Below are 21,872 nucleotides of genomic sequence, written 5' to 3'. Positions count from 1 at the left end.
TGCGGAGGCGATTCCGGAGGGTGTGCCGGTGGAGCGTGGCCCGGTCCTGACCAAGCGATTGGCACACGACGATCTCGCGGCGGTGGCGCGGGTCCGCGCGGAGCTGCGGGAGATGCTGCGGCACTGGGGAAGGCCCGGCCGGACCGATCTCGCCGAGCTGCTCACCAGCGAGCTGGTGACCAACGCGCTGGTGCACACCGACCGCGGTGCGCAGGTCACGGCCTCATTGGGGGACGGGCCGGGCGCGCGCGTCACCGGGCGATTACGGGTGGAGGTGCGGGACTTCGTGTCCCGGCACCCGACGCTGCGCGACCGGCCCGCCGAGGACAGCACATCCGGGCGTGGACTGCTGCTGGTGCATACGCTCGCGGACGCCTGGGGCGTGCGGGCGCACGGGGTGGGCAAGGTCCTGTGGTTCGAACTCGAAGCCGAGGGCGTTCCGTAGCCGCCACTCCGCGGATACGTGGGACGTGTGTCACGGGATACGTGGCACGTGTGTCACGGAGTGTGGCGCGTTGGCGCTTCGCGCGGTACGGAGTGTGGGGCGCGTACCCTTCGCGCGGTACGGAGTGTGGCGCGCGTACGCTTCGCGCGGTACGGAACCGCCGGGCGGCGGGCGGGGGATCCGTACCCCCCGCCCTGGCCGCCGCCTCAGCCCCGCTCAGCCGAAGGCGCGCTCGATCTGCGCCAGCTTCTCCTCGAGGGAGTCCAGCCGCGGGATGGTGAGGGTGTCGTCCTCGGCCGTGAGGTCGATGGTGTGGGGACGGTCGGCCTCGGCGTCCTTGTCCTTCTCACCGAAGCCGAAGCTGAAATCCCGCTCGCGGTCCTTGTCCCGGTCATGGCCCAGGTCGCCGGTCGCGGACTCGGCGCCACCCGCGGAGCGCAGGGCGGGCCGGGCGGAGGCGGCGGCCAGCTGACCCTGCTCGGGGGCCCCGGCGGTCTCCAGCACCTTCTCGCCTATGGCAGGCTCCGAACTGAGCTGCGCGGGCGGCGGGGTGGCGGCGGTGACCTCCACCTGACGGCCGCCGCGGCGGCCCCACATCCGGTGCTGCCGGTTGATCGCCCGGATCCGGGCCCGGTCCAGCTTCTCCTGGTCGCGTCGGCGGGCGCGGTTCTGCTCCTTCTCGCGCCGGTCCTCACGGACCTCCTCGACCGCCTCGTCCAGCGTCCGCACACCCTCGAGCAGCATCAGCGACCAGGCGGCGAAGGTCTCGCGCGGAGCGCGCAGCCAGCGCACGACGCGGATCTGCGGCAGCGGCCGCGGCACCAGGCCCTGCTCGCGCAGCGCGGCCCGGCGGGTCTGCTTCAGGGCCCGGTCGAACAGGACCGCCGCCGAGAGCGACATGCCCGCGAAGAACTGCGGGGCGCCCGCGTGGCCCATGCCGCGCGGTGCGTGCACCCAGTTGAACCAGGCCGCGGCGCCCGCGAACAGCCACACCAGCATGCGCGAGCCGAGCGCGGCGTCACCGTGGCTGGCCTCCCGCACCGCCAGCACCGAGCAGAACATCGCCGCGCCGTCGAGCCCGAACGGCACCAGGTACTCCCAGCCGTTGGTCAGCGCCAGGTTCTCCCGCCCGAAGCCCACCAGGCCCTGGAAGGAGAGCGCGGCGGCCACGCCGGCGCAGCAGAACAGCAGAATGTAGGCGGCCATCCCGTAGATGGCCTCCTTACGGCGCCGACGCTCCTCGCTGCGCTCCCAGGAGTCGGTGATGACGCTCTCGTCCTTCTTCCGTCGGCCGCGCGCGAGGACAACCGCCGCCCCCACGACGCCGGCGAGCGCCACGACGACTGGCAGAACCAGCGATATGTCGGTCAGTCTCATCCGGTGCCCCTTGATTGGCTTCATGAAGTTCTGGCCGCAGAACGGCCTACCGCGCGCGACATCCTGGCGGAATCCTGCCGGGCCTCGAGCGGTTTCGGGACAAGAGGCCGCCAAGTAGGCGGGGGGACACGCGGATAGGTGCGATGCGATCCGAACACTCGCGCTGTGCAAGCGGCTTGATTCTATTCACGGAACCCGATCGCGGGTAATCCGACCGACCGGCTTGCCGGTCCGTCTACGGTCCGTGTACGTGGAGCAACGTTACTGCGACCTTAAATGATGTTTACGGGCTTTGCCCGGGGGCGGCCTCCGCATATCGTTTCGATGGGATGTCAGGAGGACCGGAGTGGAGCAGTCCGAAGCACAGGCGGCGACCGAGCCGCTGCCCTCCTGCGGCGCGCCCGCACCACGCAGGTCCCCGCGTCGGCACTCGGTGCGCGGCCAGATCCTGGACGCCCTGCGGGACGCGCTGGCGGGCGGCGAGCTGACCCCGGGCGAGGTGTACTCCGCGCCGGTGCTCGCCGAGCGCTTCGGTGTCTCTCCCACCCCCGTACGGGAGGCCATGCAGCAGCTCGCGGGCGAGGGCGCCGTCGAGGTGGTGCCCAACCGGGGCTTCCGGGTCGCCCGCCGCAGCGAGCGCGAGCTGGCCGAGCTCGCGGAGGTGCGGGCGCTGCTGGAGGTTCCGGTGATGCTCAGCCTGGCGGAGGCGATCGCGCCCGAGCGCTGGGCCGGGCTGCGGCCCTTCGCCGAGGCGACGGCGGCGGCCGCCGTGAGGGGCGACCGGGCCGCGTATCTGGAGTCGGACCGCACCTTCCACCAGACCGTGCTCGGCTTGGCCGGAAACCAGCAGCTCGTGATCGTGGCCGACGATCTGCATCGCCGCGCGCAGTGGCCCATGGCCTGCGGCCGTGTCACCCGCACTGCCGACCTCGTCGCCGACGCGGAGGAGCACATGGCCCTCCTCGACGCCCTGGTCGCCCGGGACCTCGACACGGTCGAATCCCTCACCAGGGCCCACTTCGCTCCTACGGGCTGAGGGTTGAGGGCTGGGGGCCGGGGCTGGTAGGGGGCGTCCGACGGGTCTTGGCGCCTGCGGCGGGCCACGCGGCGGAGCCGCATATCGAGGCTTCCCCCTCCCCGCCCCTTCCCGAAACTGGGGCTCCGCCCCAGACCCCGCTCCTCAAGCGCCGGAGGGGCTGGAAGGCCAAACGCCGGAGGGGCTGGAAGGCGGGGCTTCGCCCCGGGCCCCGCTCCTCAAGCTCCCCCAGCTACCGCTGGGAGGTGCCCCCTGGAGGGGCTGGAAGGCGGGGCTTCGCCCCGGGCCCCGCTCCTCAAGCTCCCCCAGCTACCGCTGGGAGGTGCCCCCTGGAGGGGCTGGAAGGCGGGGCTTCGCCCCGGGCCCCGCTCCTCAAGCTCCCCCAGCTACCGCTGGGAGGTGCCCCCGGCGGGGCGGGAAGGCGGGGCTCCGCCCCAGACCCCGGGTCCAGGGGCGGAGCCCCCGCCACGCGGCGGAGCCGCATAGCGATACGTCCCACACTCCCGGCCGGGTTCGCCCCGGGGCATGCTGGGCTGCTCCCGGGGCGAGCCGTGGCCGGTCAGTCTGCGGGCTCCTCGGTGGAGAGTTGTTCCGCGAGCCAGACGGGGACGCCGCCCAGGAGGCGGACCAGGCGGCCGGCCTCGGTGCGGAGGCGGGTGGCCTCGTCGGGGTCGGGTTCCACGTCGGCCAGGGCGGCCAGGGCCGGGGCGATGCCGACCAGGTAGCCCAGTTCCTCACGGATCCGCAGCGACTCCGCGAAGCCGTGCCGTGCGTCGGGCAGATCGCCGTCCGCCTCCGCCATGGCGGCCAGATGGCGCCAGGTGAACGAGCGCAGCAGGGTGTCGCCGTGCGCCGCCGCGCCCGCGTGGGCGCGCTGGAAGGCGGCCAGGGCGCCGGTCGGATTGTGGGCCAGGTGCTGGGAGATCAGCCCGCGCCGGAAGTCCAGCAGCGGCCGGATCGGGGAGCCCGGCGAGAGCAGCGCGGCGGCGCGGCCGAGCGCGGTCCGCGCCTCGTCGGCCCGGTCCCGCACCCCGAGCAGCGTGGACGCGTACGCCAGATAGCCCCGCTCGCACGCGGTCGCGCCGCGCTCGGTGTCGGTGAGCGCGAGCGCCTCGGCCGCCCGCAGGGCGTCCTCGGCCGCGTCCCAGCCGGTGGAGGTGTACATGCACCGTTCGGTCAGGACGACGCTGCGCTTGAGCGCGGCCGAGGCGTCGTCCGCCGCTCGCGGGGTGAGCAGCTCGGCGGCGTCCTTCCAGCAGCCGCGTGAGCGCAGCCGCCATACCGCCGTGTCGAGTGGGTCGTCCACAAGCGGGTCGAGCCCGCGCCCCGTTCTTACCTCGGAATGGGAACCTGACGATCCAGGTGGTGACATGGCGGTGTCCGCCACATTGCCCTCCCCAAGCGCGCCATCGAGCCGGAAGCCGTGGGCGAATCTCAGCATGAATGCGCGCGCCCGGCCAAGAGGTTGGTGTGAATGAATTCACAAACCCCTGGCAAGGGTGATGTCGCGGTGGGGCGCCGAGGCGCGCTCCGGGCGCTCCCGCAGACGCTGCCGCAGGCGCCTCCGCAGACACCTCCGCAGGCGTTCCCACGGGCGCTTCCGCCGTCGCTTCCGCGGCGCGTCAGCTCATGCGCAGCGCGAGGAAGAAGTCCAGCTTGTCCTCCAGGCGCGACAGCTCGCGCCCGGTCAGCTGCTCGATCCGGCCGATCCGGTAGCGCAACGTGTTGACGTGCAGATGGAGCCGGGCGGCGCAGCGCGTCCAGGAGCCGTCGCAGTCCAGGAACGCCTCCAGCGTCGGGATCAGCTCTGCCCGGTGGCGCAGGTCGTACTCGCGCAGCGGATCCAGCAGCCGGGCGGTGAAGGCGCGCCGCACATCGTCCGGGACGAACGGGAGCAGCAGTACGTGCGAGGCCAGCTCCTGATGGCCGGCCGCGCACACCCGCCCGGGGCGCGCGGCGGCCACGCGCCTGGCGTGCCGGGCCTCCTCCAGGGCGCCGCGCAGCCCGTCGGCCGAGTGCACGGCGGCGCTGACGCCGAGGGTCAGCCGGCCGTCGCCGGCCAGGCCCCGGGCCAGCGGCTCCCGGACGGCGGCGAGCAGCGTGTCGGCCTGCACCCCCTCCGTGTCCGGGTGGTCCGTGGCGCCGTCCGACGGGCCGTCGCCGAGCGCCGGGAGCGGTACGAGCGCCACCGCCTCGTCGCCGGTGTGCGCCACGGCGATCCGGTCCGAGGGCTCAGGTCCGGTCGCGTACGGGTCGACCAGGATCTCCTCCAGCAGCGACTGGGCGACCGGGCCGCCGGGGACGCCGCCGGGGACGCCCCTGCCGTCCGGCGAGGAGCCCTCCCGCGCGCCCCGGTCCCGCGCGCTCCCGTCCCAGGTGGCGCCTGTGGCGCCGTTGCGCGCGGCGCCCTCCCGCGCCCCGCCGTCCGCGCCCTTCCGCCCGCTGCCCAGCAGCGTTCCGCCGTCCCCGCCGCCCCGCGCCCCGCCGTCCCCACCGCGCTCCCGCTCCGCCGTGACGCCCCACTCCACCCGGGCCACCACCACCTGCCAGTGCGGCGCCGTGCCGAGCCCCGGCAGCAGCACCGGGGCGGCCACTCGCAGCCGGGCCGCGATCTCGGCGGGCGGCGCGCCCGACTGGACCAGCTCCAGTACCTCCTGGGCGAGCCTGCGCCGCACCGTGCGGGAGGCGTTCCGCCGGTCGCGCTCGACCGCGATCAGCTGGGTGACCCCATAGAGCAGATCCAGCCGCTCCTCCGGCCATTCGTCGGCGTCGGCGCCGACCGCCAGCACCCAGTCGGACAGCACGGTCTCGCGCACATCGTCGCCGGGGTCACCGCTGCGGACGGTGAAGAGGGAGTACGTCATGCCGTCGGCGGCGGTCAGCCGGTGCGGGCCGCGCCGCCCGTCGCGCCGGGCGGCCAGCTGCTCGCCCGCCAGCTGGGCGCGGACCGCCGCGGGCGGCTCGGCGGCCGACCCGGCGGCGGTCGGGCCCGCGATCCGGCGGCCGGTGGGGGAGAGCACCCACGCGGTCAGGTCCAGGTCCGAGCGGAGCAGGTCCAGGACCACCTCGGGGCCGCCGCCGGCGGGCCCGGACGTCATCAGCCTGCGGTGCCGGTCCACGACCGCCGCCAGATCCCCGGCCCGCTCACCGGAGACCTGGCGCACCACATGCTCGGTGATCGTGGCGAACGCGACGTCCTCGACCACGGAGAACAGCGGCAGCCGATGGCGGCCACAGGCCAGCACCAGATCCTCGGGCACGGCGCCCAGCTCCGCCTCGCCCGCCGCGAGACCCGCCACCCCGGCCGCCGCGAGGATACGGACGAACCGCTCGGAGTCCTCCGGCTCACGCCGCCAGGCGAGCCCGGTCAGCACCAGCTCGCCGCCGGAGAGATAGCGGCTGGGGTCGCGCAGATCGGTGGTCATCACGCCGCGCACGGTGCGCTCCAGCTCGTCCTCGCCGCCGAGCAGCCGCAGCCCCAGGGTGTCGTTCTCCAGCAGTGCGCGCAGCCGCATGTGATGCCAGCCGATCTTGTTCTGTGTCACCGGTCGAATACCGCGAGGTTTCCGGTCCCCGCCGTTCGTTCGAATCTACAAGACCCGCCCCCTGGCCAGCCAATTGCTTCATGTCTTTGGTGACTGCACCATGTGGCCCCCACCTCGGTCTACTGGCGTTGAGCCGTGTGCAGAGTTCTTGGAGGACACCCCGCGCGTGGGGAGCCGTGTATCGACGGCCACGTGCGAAGCCCCTCCCCACGACGCCGACGATCCGAGAAGAGAGACCCATGGACTTCCTGCGCCCCGCCGGCTGGGAGGAGGCGCTCGCCGCGAAGGCCGAGCACCCCACCGCCGTGCCCATCGCGGGCGGCACCGATGTGATGGTCGAGATCAACTTCGACCACCGGCGGCCCGAGTATCTGCTCGATCTGACCCGCGTCGCCGAACTGGCCGAGTGGGAGACCACCGACCGTACGGTCCGGCTGGGCGCGGGCGTCCCGTACACCCGGATCATCGAGGAGCTCCGGACCGAGCTGCCGGGCCTCGCGCTCGCCGCGCACACCGTCGGCTCACCGCAGATCCGCAATCGCGGCACCGTCGGCGGCAACCTCGGCGCCGCCTCGCCCGCCGGGGACGCCCATCCCGCGCTGCTGGCGGCCGGGGCCGAGGTGGAGGTGGCGTCGGTGCGCGGCACCCGGCGGATCCCGGTCGAGGAGTTCTTCACCGGGGTCAAGCGCCACGCCCTGGAGCCCGATGAGCTGATCCGGGCGGTGCACATCCGACGAGCGGACGGTCCGCAGCAGTTCTCCAAGGTCGGAACGCGGAACGCCATGGTGATCGCGGTCTGCGCCTTCGCCGTCGCGCTCCATCCGCGCACCCGCACCGTGCGCACCGGCATCGGATCGGCCGCGCCCACGCCCGTACGGGCCCACGAGGCCGAGGAGTTCCTGGGCGCGGCGCTGGAGGAGGGCGGCTTCTGGGACAGCGGCGCGCCCCTCGACCCGTCGGCCGTCCGGCGCTTCGCCGAGCTGTGCGCCGGGGCCTGCCGCCCGATCGACGACGTACGCGGCACCGCCGCCTACCGCCGCCGCGCGGTCGGGGTCATGGCGCGCCGCACGCTCGGCTGGACCTGGGAGGCGTATCGCGAGGGAGAGGGAAGGACCGCATCGTGCGCGTGAACATGAGGGTCAACGGGCGGCCGTACGAGGCCGATGACGTCTGGGAGGGCGAGTCCCTGCTGTACGTGCTGCGCGAGCGGCTGGGGCTTCCCGGTTCGAAGAACGCCTGTGAGCAGGGCGAATGCGGCTCCTGCACGGTCCGCCTCGACGGGGTGCCGGTATGCGCCTGTCTGGTGGCGGCGGGGCAGGCCGAGGGGTGCGAGGTGGTCACCGTCGAGGGGCTCGCGGACCACGCCCGGCAGCGGTCCGAGCCATCCCGCCCCGAACCATCCCGCCCCGGGCAGGTCGCCCCGCTGGCACCGGTCCAGCAGGCGTTCATCGACGCGGGCGCCGTCCAGTGCGGCTTCTGCACCCCCGGACTGCTCGTGGCCGCCGATGAGCTGCTCGAGCGCAATCCGGACCCCTCCGACGCCGACATCCGCGAGGCACTCTCCGGCAACCTCTGCCGCTGCACCGGCTACGAGAAGATCCTGGACGCGGTCCGGCTCGCGGCCGCCCGCACCGGGGAGGCGGTCTGACCATGGCAGCAGACCGCACCGCCAGCGCCCCCACCACGCTCACCCAGGCCACCGGCGCCACCCGGGGGACCGTCGGCGAGTCCACCCTGCGCCCGGACGGCACCCTCAAGGTGACCGGCGAGTTCGCGTACTCCTCGGACCTGTGGCACGAGGACATGCTGTGGGGCTTCACCCTCCGCAGCCCCTACGCCCACGCGGCGATCCGGTCCATCGACACCGCCGGGGCGCTCGCCCTGCCCGGGGTGTACGCCGTCATGACACATGACGACCTGCCCGCCGGGACCCACTACGGCCTGGAGATCCACGACCAGCCCGTGCTCGCCAAGGACCGGGTCCGCTTCCACGGCGAGCCCGTCGCGATCGTCGCCGCCGACCACCCCGAGACCGCCCGCCGCGCCGCCGCCCGGATCGCGGTGGAGTACGAGGAGCTGCCGCTGGTCGTGGACGAGGCCACCGCGACCGCGCCGGACGCCCCGCTGCTCCACCCCGGCCGCCGGGACCACCACGCCTCCCACGTCCCGCATCCGAACATCGTGCACCGCCAGCCCATCCGGCGCGGCGATGTGGCCGCCGCCCGGGCCCGCGCCGATGTGGTGGTCCGCCGTACTTACGAGGTGGGCATGCAGGACCAGGCGTTCCTCGGCCCGGAGTCGGGGCTCGCGGTGCCCGCCGAGGACGGCGGGGTGGACCTCTACATCGCCACCCAGTGGCTGCACGTCGACCGCGACCAGCTCGCCCCGGTGCTCGGGCTGCCCGCCGACAAGGTGCGGCTGACGCTGTCCGGTGTAGGCGGGGCGTTCGGCGCGCGCGAGGACCTGTCCATGCAGGCCCACGCCTGTCTGCTGGCGTTGCGCACCGGACAGCCCGTGAAGATCGTCTACAACCGGTACGAGTCCTTCTTCGGCCATGTCCACCGCCACCCCGCCAAGCTCAGCTACGAACACGGCGCGACCCGCGACGGCACGCTGCTCTACGTCCAGTGCCGGATCGTCCTGGACGGCGGCGCGTACGCCTCCTCCTCCCCGGCGGTGGTCGGGAACGCCGCCTCCCTGTCCATCGGCCCCTACGTCGTCGAGAACGTGGACGTCGAGGCCATCGCCCTCTACTCCAACAACCCGCCCTGCGGTGCGATGCGCGGCTTCGGCGCCGTCCAGGCGTGCTTCGCCTACGAGGCGCAGATGGACGCGGTGGCGGCCGAACTCGGCCTGGACCCGGTGGAGTTCCGGCAGCGCAACGCCATGGCGCAGGGTGCCACCATGCCCACCGGACAGGTGGTCGACTCCCCGGCCCCGGTCGCCGAGCTGCTGCGCCGCGTCAAGGCGCTGCCGATGCCGCCCGAGCGCGCCTGGGAGGCGGCGGGCGGCCCGGTGGACGTACGGGCCCTGCCGGGCGGGCTGTCCAACACCACTCACGGCGAGGCCGTGGTGCGCGGGGTGGGCTATGCGGTCGGCATCAAGAACGTCGGGTTCTCCGAGGGCTTCGACGACTACTCCACCGCCCGGATCCGGCTGGAAGTGATCGGCGGCGAGCCGGTCGCCCTGGTGCACACCGCGATGGCCGAGGTCGGCCAGGGCGGGGTCACCGTGCACGCCCAGATCGCCCGCACCGAGCTGGGCGTCGACCGGGTCACCCTCCACCCGGCCGACACCCGGGTCGGCTCGGCGGGCTCCACCTCCGCGTCCCGCCAGACGTATATGACGGGCGGTGCCGTCAAGCACGCCTGCGAGGCGGTCCGGGCGGAGGTGCTGCGGCGCGGCCGCGAGCGGTTCGGCGCCGACCACCCCGCGTGGGCGGAGCCCGGACGGCTGCGGCTGGCGGACGGCAAGGTGGTCACCGACGGCGGCGAGGTGATCGGCGACCTCGCCGGGGTCCTCGGCGACGAGGCGATCGACCTGGAGCGGGAGTTCCGGCACCGGCCGACCGAGCCGTTCGATCTGCGCACCGGACAGGGCTTCGGCCATGTGCAGTACTCCTTCTGCGCCCACCGCGCGGTCGTCGAGGTGGACACCGAGCTGGGCCTGGTCAAGGTGGTCGAGCTGGCGGCCGCGCAGGACGTGGGCAAGGCGATCAATCCGCTGTCGGTGGTCGGGCAGATCCACGGCGGTTCGACGCAGGGTCTTGGGCTGGCCGTGATGGAGGAGATCGTCGTCTCGCGGGACGGGGCGCGGGTCCGCAACCCGTCGTTCACGGACTATCTGATCCCCACCATCCTGGACACCCCGGCCATGCCGGTGGAGGTGCTGGAGCTGGCCGACGACCACGCCCCGTACGGGCTGCGCGGCGTCGGCGAGGCGCCCACGCTCTCCTCCACCCCGGCCGTCGTCGCCGCCATCCGCGCCGCCACCGGACTCCCGCTGAGGCGCGTGCCCGTCCGCCCGGAGCATCTGACCGGCACCTGAGGGGCAGATTTCGCGGGCCCGGCGCGTTGAGGCGAATATAGGCGGCCTGCACATGGCCGTCCGAGGAGCTGATCACCATGCTGGACATCGCCGCCGAGCTGCACCGCTGGTGCGCGGAGGGCCGGGATTTCGCCGTCGCCACCGTGGTCTCCGTGGGCGGCAGCGCACCCCGCCTGCCCGGCGCCGCGCTCGCCGTGGACGCGGAGGGCACGGCGGTCGGCAGCGTGTCCGGCGGCTGTGTCGAGGGCGCGGTGTACGAGCTGTGCCAGGAGGCGCTGCGCACCGGCGAGAGCGTGCGGGAGACCTTCGGCTACTCCGACGAGGACGCCTTCGCGGTCGGTCTGACCTGCGGCGGGGTCATCGATGTCCTGGTCAGCCCGGTGCGCGCGGCCGACCGTGAGCTGCGCCCGGTGTTCGCCGCCGCCGCGTCCGCCGCCGCCGGGGGCCGGACGACCGCGCTGGCCCGGATCGTGGACGGCCCGCCCGAGCTGCTGGGCCGCGCCCTGCTCGTCGGCCCGGACGGCGGCTGGGACGGCACCCTGGGCGGCCACCCCGAGCTGGACCGTACGGCCGCCGCGGAGGCCCGTGCCCTGCTGGACGCCGGGCGCACCGCGACCGTGGAGATCGGCGCCGAGGGAAGCCGCTGCGGGCGGCCCGTCACGCTGCTCGCGGAGTCCAGCGTGCCGCCGCCGCGCATGATCGTCTTCGGCGCTGTGGACTTCGCGAGCGCGCTGGTGCGGATCGGGAAGTTCCTGAACTACCACGTCACGGTCTGCGACGCCCGGCCGGTCTTCGCGACCGAGCTCCGCTTCCCGGACGCCGACGAGGTGGTCGTCGACTGGCCGCACCGCTATCTCGACCGGACCGAGGTGGACGGCCGCACGGTGCTGTGCGTGCTCACCCACGACGCGAAGTTCGACGTCCCGCTGCTGGAGCGGGCGCTGCTGCTGCCCGTGGCGTACGTCGGCGCGATGGGCTCCGCCCGCACCCATCGGGACCGGCTGCGGCGGCTGCGCGAGGCAGGTGTGGGCGAGCCGGAGCTGGCCCGGCTGCGCTCCCCGATCGGGCTGGACCTCGGCGCCCGTACGCCCGAGGAGACCGCGCTGTCCATCGCGGGCGAGATCGTCGCGAACCGGCGGGGCGGCAGCGGTACGCCGCTGACGGGCGCCCGGAACCCGATCCACCACGACACCCGGGCGCCCTCGGACCGGATCGGCTCGGTCGCCTGAAACTCCGTCGAACGCCGTCGCCCGACACTCGGCGCACTTGAAATCGGATCAGCTCACAGAAGGATCGTCTGACATAAGGCCACTCCTGAGCGGGAAAAATCCTCCGCCATCTGGCGGAGGATTCATTTGCCGGGTGCCGGTTTCTGAGTGAGAGTCAGAAACCGACCTTGGTCCTGCCGCCCCCCCTGGAGTGCGCACGTGCGTAAGAGACGCAAGATCCTCACCGTGTCGACGGCCGTCGTGGCCGCGGCCACCCTGCCCCTGTTGATCAGTCCCGTGGTGAGCGCGGCCGTGCCGGAGGACGACGAGTCCTCGCGCGTGACCCGCCTCTACGCCCCGCCCCCCGACCGGGACTCCTACCGCCAGGTGGCCCGGCTGGCCTGGCGGGGCGACTTCCGCGACTCCGCCGGGCTCCTCGCCATGGTGCGGACGCCGCACGCGGTCTGGTACGGGGACGAGCCCCCGGAGCAGGTCGCGCGGCTGGTCCGCCGCACGACGCGGAGCGCGGACCGGCAGGGGAGGCTGCCGGTCATCGCCCTGTACAACATCCCGGGCCGTGACTGCGGCAGCTACTCGAGCGGGGGAGCGGACGGCCTCGCCGCGTACCAGGCGTGGATCGACGCCGTCGCCGAGGCCATCGGCGACCGCAAGGTGCTGATCATCCTCGAACCCGATTCGCTGGCGCTGCTGCCCTCCGACTGCGCGGACGCCTCGAACGCCGAGGAGACCGCCGTCGAGTCGCAGCAGCCCGAGGAGACCGCCGTCGAGTCGCAGCAGCCCGAGCAGACCGCCGTCGAGGAGCAGCAGCCTGACCAGACCGCCGTAGAGGAGCGGCCCGCCGTAGAGGAGCGGCCCGCCGTCGAGGCATCGCCCACCGAGCTGCCGCCGCTGCCCGACCCCGACGCCTCCACGGCACCGCCCGCCGCATCGGCCGCCTCCGGCACCGGCCAGGAGGCCGCGCAGTCCACGGATCCGCAGTCCGCCGACCCGGAGTCCACCAACCCGCAGTCCACCGATCCGCAGTCCACCGACTCGGGCCCCGACGCCTCCGGGCTCCTGATGCCCATGTTCCCGGGGGCCCAGGAGGCCGCCGACCCCGAGCCCTCCGCGTCCCGGAGCCCCGACCTCGAGCCCTCCGCCGAGCAGCCCAGTACCCTGCCCGAGCTGTCCCCGCTGCCCACGCCCGACCCCGTGACCCCCGACTCCGAGGAGGCGGGCGAATCGGGCGACCCGGACACCCCGGTGGTCGAGGACCCGGAGACCGCCGCCCGCTACTCCGAGATCAACTACGCGGTCGACGTCCTCAGCACGCTCGGCAACGCGTCGGTGTACCTGGACGCGGGCCACTCCGGCTGGCACTCCGTCAGCACCATCGTGCCCCGGCTGATCAAGGCCGGGATCGACCGCGCCACCGGCTTCGCCCTCAATGTCTCCCACTACCAGACCGACCAGGACAGCGCCTGGTACGGCCGGCTGGTCTCCTCCTGCCTCGCCTACGCCGACGAGGGCGGGGACCCCGAGGACTGCGCCGAGCAGAGCTGGTCGCGGCGGCATGTCCGCCGCTGGCTGCGCCACCACGTACCGGACGACCCGGCCCGGATGAAGCACTACGTCACCGACACCAGCCGCAACGGCCAGGGCCCCTGGGCCCCGAGGGCCGCCTCGTACCAGCACAACGACGTCCAGTCATGGTGCAATCCGCCGGGCCGGGGCCTGGGGCGGCGCCCCACCACCCGTACCGGCGAGTCGCTGCTGGACGCCGCGCTGTGGGTGAAGACGCCGGGCCAGTCGGACGGGCGCTGTCTGCGCGGCACCGACGGGCCCCTGGACCCGGTGCGCGGGACCATCAACCCCGAGGCGGGGGAGTGGTTCCCGGAGCAGGCGCTGGAGCTGGTGCGCTACGCGGACCCGGCGGTCCACCTCTTCCGCCGGCCCCGCGGCCGCTGACGCCGCGCGGTCAGCCCGCCGGATTGTGCCGGACCAGGGCGTCGACCAGGCCGGACGTGGTGTTCGGGAAGTCCATCGGAACGATCCCGAGCCCGGTCAAGCCCTGTGCCTCGGCGCCCTCCAGGAACGACTTCACCCGCGGGTTCAGCCGGTCCGCGTTGGAGCGGGGCGGCAGCAGGGCGGCGGTGGAGACGTAGTTCATGAAGAGCTTGCCGGGCTGGGCCGCCGCCTTGCGGAACTGCGCCTCGATCTTCGGGTACTTGCCGATCGGCTCCGCCATGTAGTCGTCCTGGATGTCGAAGAGCGCGCCGTCGCCGTACCGCACCCCCGGCATGTTGTCCGAGTCGGCGAGCAGCACCACCCTGCCCCGGGCCTGGCCCAGGGCGGGGAGGGTGCTGTCCAGGCGGAACAGCGAGCGCCAGCCCTTGTCGTCCAGATAGATGTCGAAGATCCGGCGGAACTCCGCGGCGCTCTCCTCCGAGTACTCCTGCTTGACCCGCATCAGCACCGTCTCCGACGGATGCGTGGAGAGGAAGGAGCGGCAGGCGCCGAGCACATCGTCGAAGTTGAGGTTCTGGTAGAAGGCGCCGTGGTGGATCGGGAAGGCGTTCTCGAAGGCGCGGCAGCGGATGTCCAGGAAGCGGATGCCGCTGGCCAGCTGGTCGGCGATGGTGGTGTTCTGACACTCCGTCCACGGACCGCCGAAGCGGGCGCCGGAGTCATGGGTTCCGGGCAGGGTCAGCCGCTGGACCGGAGTGGCGTCGGCGATGGCCGACAGCCAGTCCTGGGCGGCGGTCAGCCGGGGCGGCGCCGCGGTGGCCGTCGCGGTACCGCCGCCGGCGGTGACCAGCCCCACGGTGGACAGTGCGGCCGCGCCCCTGAGGAACCCTCGCCGGTCCATACGCCCACTCCCGTTGCTCGCCCGCCGTGCCGTGTCGCACGGCATCGAAGCACAAACGGCATGGACGGGCTACGGAAAACGGCTGAATCAGCGGTTCGTCGGGGGATTCCCTAGAACCGCCGGTCCAGCCGGAGATGTGTGACCCGGAGAGGTGCGACGCCGTCAGAGCCAGTCGCGGCGCTTGAAGATGAGGTACAGGCTGACGCAGACCACCGCCATCAGCAGGATCGCGAAGGGGTACCCCAGCACCCAGTGCAGCTCGGGCATGTGGGTGAAGTTCATCCCGTAGATGGTGCCGACCAGCGTGGGGGCGAACAGGATGGCCGCCCAGGCGGAGATCTTCTTGACCTCCTCGTTCTGCTCGAAGCCCGCCTCGGCCAGCGCCCGCATCTCGGCGTTCTGCTGCTGGGTCACCAGCGTGGCGTTGACCGCGAGGATGTCGGTGAGGGCGGAGCGGAAGCCGTCCACGCGCTCGCTGGTGTGGGTGACGTGGTCGGCGACGTCCCGCAGATAGCGCTGGAGCTCCTCGTCGGTGCCGTACTTGTCGAAGCCCGCCATCAGCCCGTGCAACATCCCGACCAGGGGGCGGGTGGCGCGCTGGAACTCCACCATCTCGCGGGAGAGCTCATAGATGCGCCGCGAGACCTCGGGGTCGCCGCGGAAGACCTCGGTCTCGATCTCGTCGATGTCGTTCTGCACCCCCGCCACGACGGGTGCGTAGCCGTCCACGACCGCGTCGAGGATCGCGTACAGCACGGCCTCGGGGCCCAGCGCCAGCAGCTCGGGGGTGGACTCCATCCGGGCGCGCACCGCCGACAGGTCCGGCGCCGCGCCGTGCCGGACGGTGATGACGAAGTCGGGGCCCACGAAGACATGCAGCTCGCCGAAGTCCACCTCCTCGGGCGCGTCGAGATAGCGGGCGGCGCGCAGCACCACGAAGAGCGTCTCGCCGTAGCGCTCCAGCTTGGGGCGCTGATGGGCCTCCATCGCGTCCTCGATGGCCAGCTTGTGCAGATCGAACTCCTCGGCGAGCGAGAGCAGCTCTCCCTCGCTCGGCCGGAACAACCCGATCCACGCCATGGCGCCCGTCTCCTCGCGCAGCCGCCGGTAGGTGGCGGCGAGGGAGCCGGGGGTGCCGACCCGGCGGCCGTCCCGGTACACGGCGGCGTCCACCACACTGCGCTCGTCGACCTCGGGCGGGGCCCCGTCGGCCGCCGCGGCCGGCGGCTCGCCGCGCGGCGGGCCCGGGGCGGGGCGGGGTGTGGCGTCGGCCCGGCCCGCCCCGGCGGGGCGCCGCCAGGGGTGGCGCTTCGTGGGACGCGGGGTGCGGCGGCGCTCGGACATAGAGGATCCTCACCTTCCTGTCGCGAGCACTGACCTCAGTGCAGGATATCGCCCCATATGACCGTGGTGCGCTCTGGGTGGACTGCTTGACGGGATAGTTGCTTCAGGCCAAGCGTTTTTCGGAAGGGGTACCCAGAGAGGCCGCACTGGGGCCCACCGGCCCGCAGTCCCGAGGGGCCTTCGCCTCCCGGGTCGCGGAAGCCGCTACTGGCGCCCACCCCCTGCCCTGCACTGAGGACAAGTGACAGCATTGACGCTCTCCCGCCTAAAGGCGGGAGGTTCCACGGGTCGCCCCGTGGATTTCCTGCTTCGTCGCCGACTGCCCGCCCGGAGTTCTCCGTTGAGGTCTTACACCGGCTCCACAGGCCGACACTGCCCGTCCGGCAGCCAGAAGGTTCTTCGCGGCGTTCACGTCACGGTCGTGGGTGGCGCCGCAGCCGCACGTCCAGGTGCGGACGTGCAGCGGCATCGTCCCGGCGAGGGCGCCGCAGGCGGAGCACAGTCTGGAGGAGGGGAAGAAGCGGTCGACCGCGATCACTTCCCGCCCGTACCAGGCGGCTTTGTACTCCAGCATGCTCCGGAAGTCCGACCATGCCGCATCGCTGATGGCGCGGGCCAGGCTCCGGTTCTTGACCATGTTCCGCACGGTCAGGTCCTCGATCACGAGCGTTTGGTTCTCACGCACGAGACGAGTGGTCAGCTTGTGCAGCACGTCACGCCGGCGGTCGGTGATCCGGGCGTGGATCCTGGCGACCTCGCGCCGGGCCTTCGCCCGGTTCGCGGACCCCTTGGCCTTCTTCGCGAGGCGCCGCTGGGCCAGGGCGAGCCGTGCACGGTCACGGCGCTCGTGCCGGGGATTGGCGATCTTCTCCCCGGTGGAGAGGGTCAGCAAGTGGTCCAGGCCGACGTCGATACCGACCGCCGCACTCGTGGCGGCCAGGTGCCGGACGCCGGGGTCCTCGCACAGCATCGAGACGAACCAGCGGCCCGCCGCGTCCTGGGACACGGTCACCGTGGACGGCTCCACTCCCTGAGGCAGGGGGCGGGACCACACGATGTCCAGTGGTTCCGCCATCTTCGCCAGTGTCAGCTTCCCGTCACGGAAGCGGAAGCCGCTGGTGGTGTACTCAGCGGACATCCGGGACTTCTTCAGCGACTTGAAGCGCGGGTACTTGGCCCGCTTGGCGAAGAAGTGGGTGAACGCCGTCTGGAGGTGCCTCAGGGTCTGCTGGAGCCGGACCGAGGAGACCTCGTTGAGATAGGCCAGTTCCTCGGTCTTCTTCCACGCCGTCAGCATCGCCGAAGTGGCGTTGTAGTTGACGCGCTCCTGCCGGGCCCACGCCTCGGTCCGGGCCGCGAGCGCCAGGTTGTAGACCTTCCGGACACACCCGAACGTGCGCGACAGCTCCGCTGCCTGCGCATCCGTCGGATAGAAGCGGTACCGATACGCCCGCTTCACACATGCCGTGGCCATGCTCACAAGCTAGCGGGCCTGCGAGTGAAGGCCACATCCGCGGGTCAGGGCACGGGGTTCCGCCACGGCGGCGAAACCCCGCTCCTCACCCTGCTCCGCAAGAGCCCATTTCCTCTCCGCCGTGAACGGCGGAGCGACCACGGAGGAACCTGATGAATCCGGCCCACGACTTCCGCGCGGCACGGGACTTCCTGCTCGGTCACCGGGAGGACTACGCGGCGGCGTACGAGGGTTTCCGCTGGCCCCGCCCGGAGCGGTTCAACTGGGCCCTGGACTGGTTCGACGGGATCGCCGGGCGCAGCGGCGACCGTACCGCCCTGCACATCGTCGAGGAGGACGGCGGCGAGGTCCGGCTGACCTTCGAGGAGCTGCGCCGCCGCTCCGACCGGGCCGCGAACTGGCTGCGCGAGCGGGGCGTGCGGGCCGGTGACCGCATCGTGGTCATGCTCGGCAACCAGGTCGAGCTGTGGGAGACCGCGCTGGCCGCGATGAAGCTGCGCGCCGTGGTCATCCCCGCCACCCCGCTGCTCGGGCCGCTCGACCTCGCCGACCGCGTCGAGCGCGGCCGGGCGCGGCATGTGATCGTGCGGACCGGGGACACCGGCAAGTTCGCGGACGTGGCCGGGGACTACACCCGGATCGCGGTCGGCGGCGCCGCCGAGGGCTGGCTCGCCTACGAGGACGCCGGGACCGCCGCCATCACGGCCGACGGCACCGGGGGTGACGAGCCGTTCACCCCCGACGGGCCGACCCTCGCCACCGACCCCCTGATGCTGTACTTCACCTCCGGCACCACCGCCCGCCCCAAGCTGGTCGAGCACACCCACATCTCGTACCCCATCGGACATCTGTCGACGATGTACTGGATCGGGGTCGAACCGGGCGATGTCCACCTCAACATCTCCTCCCCCGGATGGGCCAAGCACGCCTGGTCCAATCTCTTCGCCCCCTGGAACGCCGAGGCCACGGTCTTCGTCCACAACTACACCCGGTTCGACGCCACCCGGCTGATGGCCGAGATGGACCGCTGCGGGATCACCACCTTCTGCGCCCCGCCCACCGTCTGGCGGATGCTCATCCAGGCCGATCTCACCCAGCTGCGCACCCCGCCCCGGGAGGCCGTCGCCGCGGGCGAGCCGCTGAACCCCGAGGTCATCGAGCATGTGCGGCGCGCCTGGGGGGTGACCATCCGGGACGGCTTCGGCCAGACCGAGACGGCCGTCCAGGTGGCCAACACTCCCGGGCAGCCGCTCAAGCCGGGTTCCATGGGACGGCCGACCCCCGGCTTCCGGGTCGTCCTGCTCGATCCGGTCACCGGCCGGCCCGGTGAGGAGGGCGAGATCTGCCTCGACCTCACCGGCCCGGAGGGCCGCCCGGTCGGCCTGATGACCGGCTACGAGGGTGACGAGGAGCGCACCGCCGAGGCCACCGCGGGCGGCTACTACCGCACCGGGGACATCGGTTCGCGCGACGCCGACGGCTACATCACCTACATCGGCCGTGCCGACGACGTCTTCAAGGCCTCCGACTACAAGATCTCCCCGTTCGAGCTGGAGAGCGCGCTGCTGGAGCACGAGGCGGTCGCCGAGGCCGCCGTCGTCCCGGCCCCCGACCCGGTGCGGCTCGCCGTGCCGAAGGCGTACATCGTCCTCGCGGAGGGCTGGGAGCCCGGCCCGGACACGGCAAAGGCGCTGTTCGCGCACTCGCGGGCGGTGCTCGCGCCGTACAAGCGGATCCGCCGATTGGAGTTCGCCGACCTCCCCAAGACGGTTTCCGGGAAGATTCGCCGGATCGAGCTGCGTGAACGCACGGCACAGGGCGGCGGTATCGAGTTTCATGAGGAAATCTGATGACTGACGCTCATATGATGACCCACCCTCACGAACGTGAAGGCGTCCGTGACCGTGACACCAAGGAGCTGCCATGACCGACCTGACGTCCGACCCACCAAGCCCAGCCGGGCTCTCCTACGCCAGTGGAGTCGGTGACCTCCCGCTGCTCGGCGACACCATCGGCGCCAATCTGGCCCGCGCCGTCGAGCTGTACGGCGAGCGCGACGCGCTCGTCGACATCCCCTCCGGCCGCCGCTGGACCTACGCCGAGTTCGGCCGGTCGGTGGAGGAGGTCGCGCTCGGGCTGATGGCCAAGGGGGTCGCCAAGGGCGACCGGGTCGGCATCTGGGCCGTCAACTGCCCCGAATGGGTGCTGTTGCAGTACGCGACCGCCCGCATCGGCGCCATCATGGTCAATATCAACCCCGCGTACCGCGTACACGAGCTGCGGTATGTGCTCCAGCAGGCGGGCATCTCGGTCCTGGTCGCCTCCACCGAGCACAAGACCAGCGACTACCGCCGGATGGTCGAGCAGGTGCGCTCGGCCTGCTCCGCGCTGCGCGATGTCATCTACATCGGCGACCGGACCTGGGACATGCTGGTGCGCGCGGGAGCAGATGTCGCCCCCGGGCGGCTGGCCGAGCGCGAGGCCCGGATCGGCTGCGACGACGCGGTCAACATCCAGTACACCTCCGGCACCACCGGCTTCCCCAAGGGCGCCACCCTCTCCCACCACAGCATCCTCAACAACGGCTTCTTCGTGGGGGAGACGGTCCGCTACACCGCCCAGGACCGGATCTGTGTGCCGGTGCCCTTCTACCACTGCTTCGGCATGGTGATGGGCAACCTCGCGGCCACCACCCACGGCGCCTGCGTGGTCATCCCCGCCCCCACCTTCGACGCCGTCGCCACCCTCTCCGCCGTCGAACGGGAGCGCTGCACCGCGCTGTACGGCGTGCCCACCATGTTCATCGCCGAGCTGGCCCTGCCGGACTTCGCCACCTTCGACCTCAGCTCGCTGCGCACCGGGATCATGGCCGGATCGCCCTGCCCGGTGGAGGTGATGCGGCGGGTGGTCGACGAGATGCACATGCAGGAGGTCTCCATCTGCTACGGCATGACCGAGACCTCACCGGTCTCCACCCAGACCCGGCCCGATGACGACCTCATCCGCCGTACCTCGACGGTCGGCCGGGTGCTGCCGCACGTCGAGGTCAAGATCGTCGACCCGGCGACCGGGGCGACCGTGCCCCACGGCACCCGCGGCGAGCTGTGCACCCGCGGCTACTCGGTGATGCTCGGCTACTGGCAGGAGCCCGAGCGGACCGCCGAGGCGATCGACTCGGCCCGCTGGATGCACACCGGCGACCTCGCGGTGATGGACGGCGAGGGCTACGTCCAGATCGTGGGCCGGATCAAGGACATGATCGTCCGCGGTGGGGAGAACGTCTATCCGCGGGAGATCGAGGAGTTTCTGCACACCCACCCCAAGGTCGCGGATGTGCAGGTCGTCGGCGTACCGGACGAGAAGTACGGGGAGGAGATCCTGGCCTGCGTCATCCTGCGCGAGGGCGCCAGGACCCTCACCCGCGACGAGCTCGCCCGCTTCTGCCGGGGCCGCCTCGCCCACTACAAGGTCCCCCGCTATCTGCGGCTCATGGACGCCTTCCCGATGACGGTCAGCGGCAAGGTCCGCAAGGTCGAGCTGCGTGAGGCGGCCGCCCGGGAGCTGCTGCCCGAGACCCGGACCGAGTCCGATCCGGCCAGATCGGAAGAAACGCTTGCCGAGCGGGCCGAGCCCCAGGCCGCGCCCAGCTGATGAGCTGCGGGCCCCTGAAGTCACAGCAGGGGCCCACACCCCCGCGCCCCGGCCCTCTCGCCGGTCCCCGTCACTGAACGCCGTTCGGCAGACAGACCTTCACCCCGGATCGCGCGCCGCGGCTGAAGTAGGAGACCCGCTGGGACGCGTCGCCGTGGTCGGAGACATCGGTCCACGGGGTCCGGTCGGCGAGCGCGGTCAGGGCGTCCGCCAGCTCCTCGGTGTCGCCGTCCTCGAAGGTGAGCGTCCCGTCCTGCGCGGCGCCGAAGAGGACCGCCCCGGCCAGGCAGTCGGCCTGGAGCTCACGGGCCAGATCGACCAGCCCCGCGTCCAGCCGGTTCTGGACCGCGTGGCCCCACTCATGGGCGATCACCAGATAGACCCAGGCGTCGCCCCGCGCATGGCCCCAGCGCATCAGATCCATGTCCCACGCTATGTAGTCGCCGTCCGGGCAGTACACGGCGTTGTCGTCCGGGAGGGGCGCGCCGCCGCACACCGGTGTGCCGGGGGTGTCGCCGTCGTAGGCCCCCGCGACCCGGGGCGGGCCGTAGCCGCCGGTGAACAGCTGGGACCAGTGGGTCTGCCAGTAGGCGTTGGTGACGGAGACCGCCGCCTGGATGTCCTCCTCTACGCTCCCTCCACCGTCGGGGCCCGCGCTGCCGGTCGCCGGTGCGGGCGTGCCGGAGAGCGGCCCGGGCGCGGGCGAGGAGCTCTCCACCGCGGGCGGGGGCACATCGTCGCCCCCGCATCCGGTCACCAGGAGGAGGGTCAGGGCGGCGGCGAGAGCGGCCCATGACCTCGGGTACCACGGAACAGCCATCGTTCGGCCTCCGGCCGGTCGAGCGGATGGGACGGATGAACGGTGGAGGGCGGTCC

15 protein-coding genes and 1 pseudogene are annotated in these 21,872 nt (G+C 72.6%); 9 read left to right on the top strand and 7 right to left on the bottom strand.

Translation table 11 applies throughout. The annotated features are described in order from the left end of the window. Nucleotides 1–28: 28 nt before the first annotated feature. Complete coding sequence (locus KHP12_RS15775) at nt 29–445, top strand: ATP-binding protein (RefSeq protein ID WP_078559084.1); 417 nt, start codon at nt 29–31, stop codon at nt 443–445. A gap of 216 nt (nt 446–661) precedes the next feature. On the opposite strand, the gene KHP12_RS15770 is transcribed toward KHP12_RS15775, so the two are convergent. After that, nucleotides 662–1,822 (bottom strand): DUF2637 domain-containing protein, encoded by a 1,161-nt coding sequence (locus tag KHP12_RS15770; protein ID WP_037949346.1) that lies wholly within the window; start codon nt 1,820–1,822, stop codon nt 662–664. A gap of 346 nt (nt 1,823–2,168) precedes the next feature. Here KHP12_RS15770 and KHP12_RS15765 point away from each other — a divergent pair, with 346 nt between their 5' ends. Beyond that, nucleotides 2,169–2,858 carry a GntR family transcriptional regulator gene (locus KHP12_RS15765; RefSeq protein ID WP_086886386.1) on the top strand — a complete coding sequence of 230 codons (690 nt, stop codon included), beginning with the start codon at nt 2,169–2,171 and terminating at the stop codon, nt 2,856–2,858. 559 nt (nt 2,859–3,417) lie between these two features. Here KHP12_RS15765 and KHP12_RS15760 read toward each other — a convergent pair. Together KHP12_RS15760 and KHP12_RS15755 are read right to left on the bottom strand one after the other, a co-directional pair. Then, entirely contained in the window at nt 3,418–4,299 is an 882-nt protein-coding gene (locus KHP12_RS15760) for a hypothetical protein (RefSeq protein ID WP_244203498.1), read from the bottom strand. Between the two features lie 181 nt (nt 4,300–4,480). Further along, nucleotides 4,481–6,373, bottom strand: a complete 1,893-nt coding sequence (locus KHP12_RS15755; RefSeq protein WP_211834856.1) for a PucR family transcriptional regulator ligand-binding domain-containing protein — start codon at nt 6,371–6,373, stop codon at nt 4,481–4,483. Nucleotides 6,374–6,642: 269 nt separating this feature from the next. Between KHP12_RS15755 and KHP12_RS15750 the strand changes: the two genes are divergently transcribed. The 5 genes from KHP12_RS15750 to KHP12_RS52895 all read left to right on the top strand — a co-directional run bounded on the left by KHP12_RS15750 (nt 6,643) and on the right by KHP12_RS52895 (nt 13,626). Beyond that, complete coding sequence (locus KHP12_RS15750) at nt 6,643–7,533, top strand: FAD binding domain-containing protein (RefSeq protein WP_182471541.1); 891 nt, start codon at nt 6,643–6,645, stop codon at nt 7,531–7,533. Next, nucleotides 7,524–8,051 carry a (2Fe-2S)-binding protein gene (locus tag KHP12_RS15745; RefSeq protein WP_210610065.1) on the top strand — a complete coding sequence of 176 codons (528 nt, stop codon included), beginning with the start codon at nt 7,524–7,526 and terminating at the stop codon, nt 8,049–8,051. Before KHP12_RS15750 ends, KHP12_RS15745 begins: the two co-directional genes overlap by 10 nt. A gap of 2 nt (nt 8,052–8,053) precedes the next feature. Continuing rightward, the gene (gene pucD / locus KHP12_RS15740; protein WP_211833076.1) at nt 8,054–10,450 is read left to right on the top strand and encodes a xanthine dehydrogenase subunit D; all 2,397 of its coding nucleotides are present in this window, start codon (nt 8,054–8,056) and stop codon (nt 10,448–10,450) included. A 77-nt stretch (nt 10,451–10,527) separates the two neighbouring features. Beyond that, nucleotides 10,528–11,679: an XdhC family protein gene (locus KHP12_RS15735; RefSeq protein ID WP_211833075.1), complete on the top strand. Its 1,152-nt coding sequence runs from the start codon at nt 10,528–10,530 to the stop codon at nt 11,677–11,679. Between the two features lie 198 nt (nt 11,680–11,877). Next, entirely contained in the window at nt 11,878–13,626 is a 1,749-nt protein-coding gene (locus KHP12_RS52895) for a glycoside hydrolase family 6 protein (RefSeq protein ID WP_211833074.1), read from the top strand. Nucleotides 13,627–13,636: 10 nt separating this feature from the next. On the opposite strand, the gene KHP12_RS15725 is transcribed toward KHP12_RS52895, so the two are convergent. The 3 genes and pseudogenes from KHP12_RS15725 to KHP12_RS15715 all read right to left on the bottom strand — a co-directional run. Beyond that, entirely contained in the window at nt 13,637–14,527 is an 891-nt protein-coding gene (locus tag KHP12_RS15725; RefSeq protein WP_211833073.1) for a phosphatidylinositol-specific phospholipase C, read from the bottom strand. A 162-nt stretch (nt 14,528–14,689) separates the two neighbouring features. Then, nucleotides 14,690–15,871 (bottom strand): magnesium and cobalt transport protein CorA, encoded by a 1,182-nt coding sequence (locus tag KHP12_RS15720; RefSeq protein ID WP_086882395.1) that lies wholly within the window; start codon nt 15,869–15,871, stop codon nt 14,690–14,692. A gap of 284 nt (nt 15,872–16,155) precedes the next feature. Next, nucleotides 16,156–17,345: pseudogene (locus KHP12_RS15715) on the bottom strand (RNA-guided endonuclease InsQ/TnpB family protein); the annotation flags it as partial. Nucleotides 17,346–17,497: 152 nt separating this feature from the next. Between KHP12_RS15715 and KHP12_RS15710 the strand changes: the two are divergent. Then, entirely contained in the window at nt 17,498–19,195 is a 1,698-nt protein-coding gene (locus KHP12_RS15710) for an AMP-binding protein (protein WP_086882394.1), read from the top strand. A 73-nt stretch (nt 19,196–19,268) separates the two neighbouring features. Beyond that, nucleotides 19,269–20,996, top strand: coding sequence for an AMP-binding protein (locus KHP12_RS15705; protein WP_086882393.1), 1,728 nt, complete (start codon nt 19,269–19,271; stop codon nt 20,994–20,996). Between the two features lie 70 nt (nt 20,997–21,066). Here KHP12_RS15705 and KHP12_RS15700 read toward each other — a convergent pair whose 3' ends face one another. After that, on the bottom strand, nt 21,067–21,816 hold the full coding sequence (locus KHP12_RS15700; protein WP_211833072.1) for a neutral zinc metallopeptidase: 750 nt from the start codon (nt 21,814–21,816) through the stop codon (nt 21,067–21,069). Nucleotides 21,817–21,872: the final 56 nt, after the last annotated feature.

Origin of the sequence: Streptomyces asiaticus (assembly GCF_018138715.1) — a bacterium.
Lineage (GTDB): Bacteria > Actinomycetota > Actinomycetes > Streptomycetales > Streptomycetaceae > Streptomyces > Streptomyces asiaticus.
This window is presented reverse-complemented; position numbering and strand designations above follow the sequence as displayed.

Bases quoted from the DNA above. Each gene is read 5' to 3' on its own strand.
- KHP12_RS15700 (WP_211833072.1), bottom strand. From the start codon at position 21,816: ATGGCTGTTCCGTGGTACCCGAGGTCATGGGCCGCTCTCGCCGCCGCC.
- KHP12_RS15710 (WP_086882394.1), top strand. From the start codon at position 17,498: ATGAATCCGGCCCACGACTTCCGCGCGGCACGGGACTTCCTGCTCGGT.
- KHP12_RS15760 (WP_244203498.1), bottom strand. From the start codon at position 4,299: ATGCTGAGATTCGCCCACGGCTTCCGGCTCGATGGCGCGCTTGGGGAG.
- KHP12_RS15725 (WP_211833073.1), bottom strand. From the start codon at position 14,527: ATGGACCGGCGAGGGTTCCTCAGGGGCGCGGCCGCACTGTCCACCGTG.
- KHP12_RS15735 (WP_211833075.1), top strand. From the start codon at position 10,528: ATGCTGGACATCGCCGCCGAGCTGCACCGCTGGTGCGCGGAGGGCCGG.
- KHP12_RS15770 (WP_037949346.1), bottom strand. From the start codon at position 1,822: ATGAGACTGACCGACATATCGCTGGTTCTGCCAGTCGTCGTGGCGCTC.
- KHP12_RS15705 (WP_086882393.1), top strand. From the start codon at position 19,269: ATGACCGACCTGACGTCCGACCCACCAAGCCCAGCCGGGCTCTCCTAC.
- pucD (WP_211833076.1), top strand. From the start codon at position 8,054: ATGGCAGCAGACCGCACCGCCAGCGCCCCCACCACGCTCACCCAGGCC.
- KHP12_RS15720 (WP_086882395.1), bottom strand. From the start codon at position 15,871: ATGTCCGAGCGCCGCCGCACCCCGCGTCCCACGAAGCGCCACCCCTGG.
- KHP12_RS15750 (WP_182471541.1), top strand. From the start codon at position 6,643: ATGGACTTCCTGCGCCCCGCCGGCTGGGAGGAGGCGCTCGCCGCGAAG.
- KHP12_RS15755 (WP_211834856.1), bottom strand. From the start codon at position 6,373: ATGCGGCTGCGCGCACTGCTGGAGAACGACACCCTGGGGCTGCGGCTG.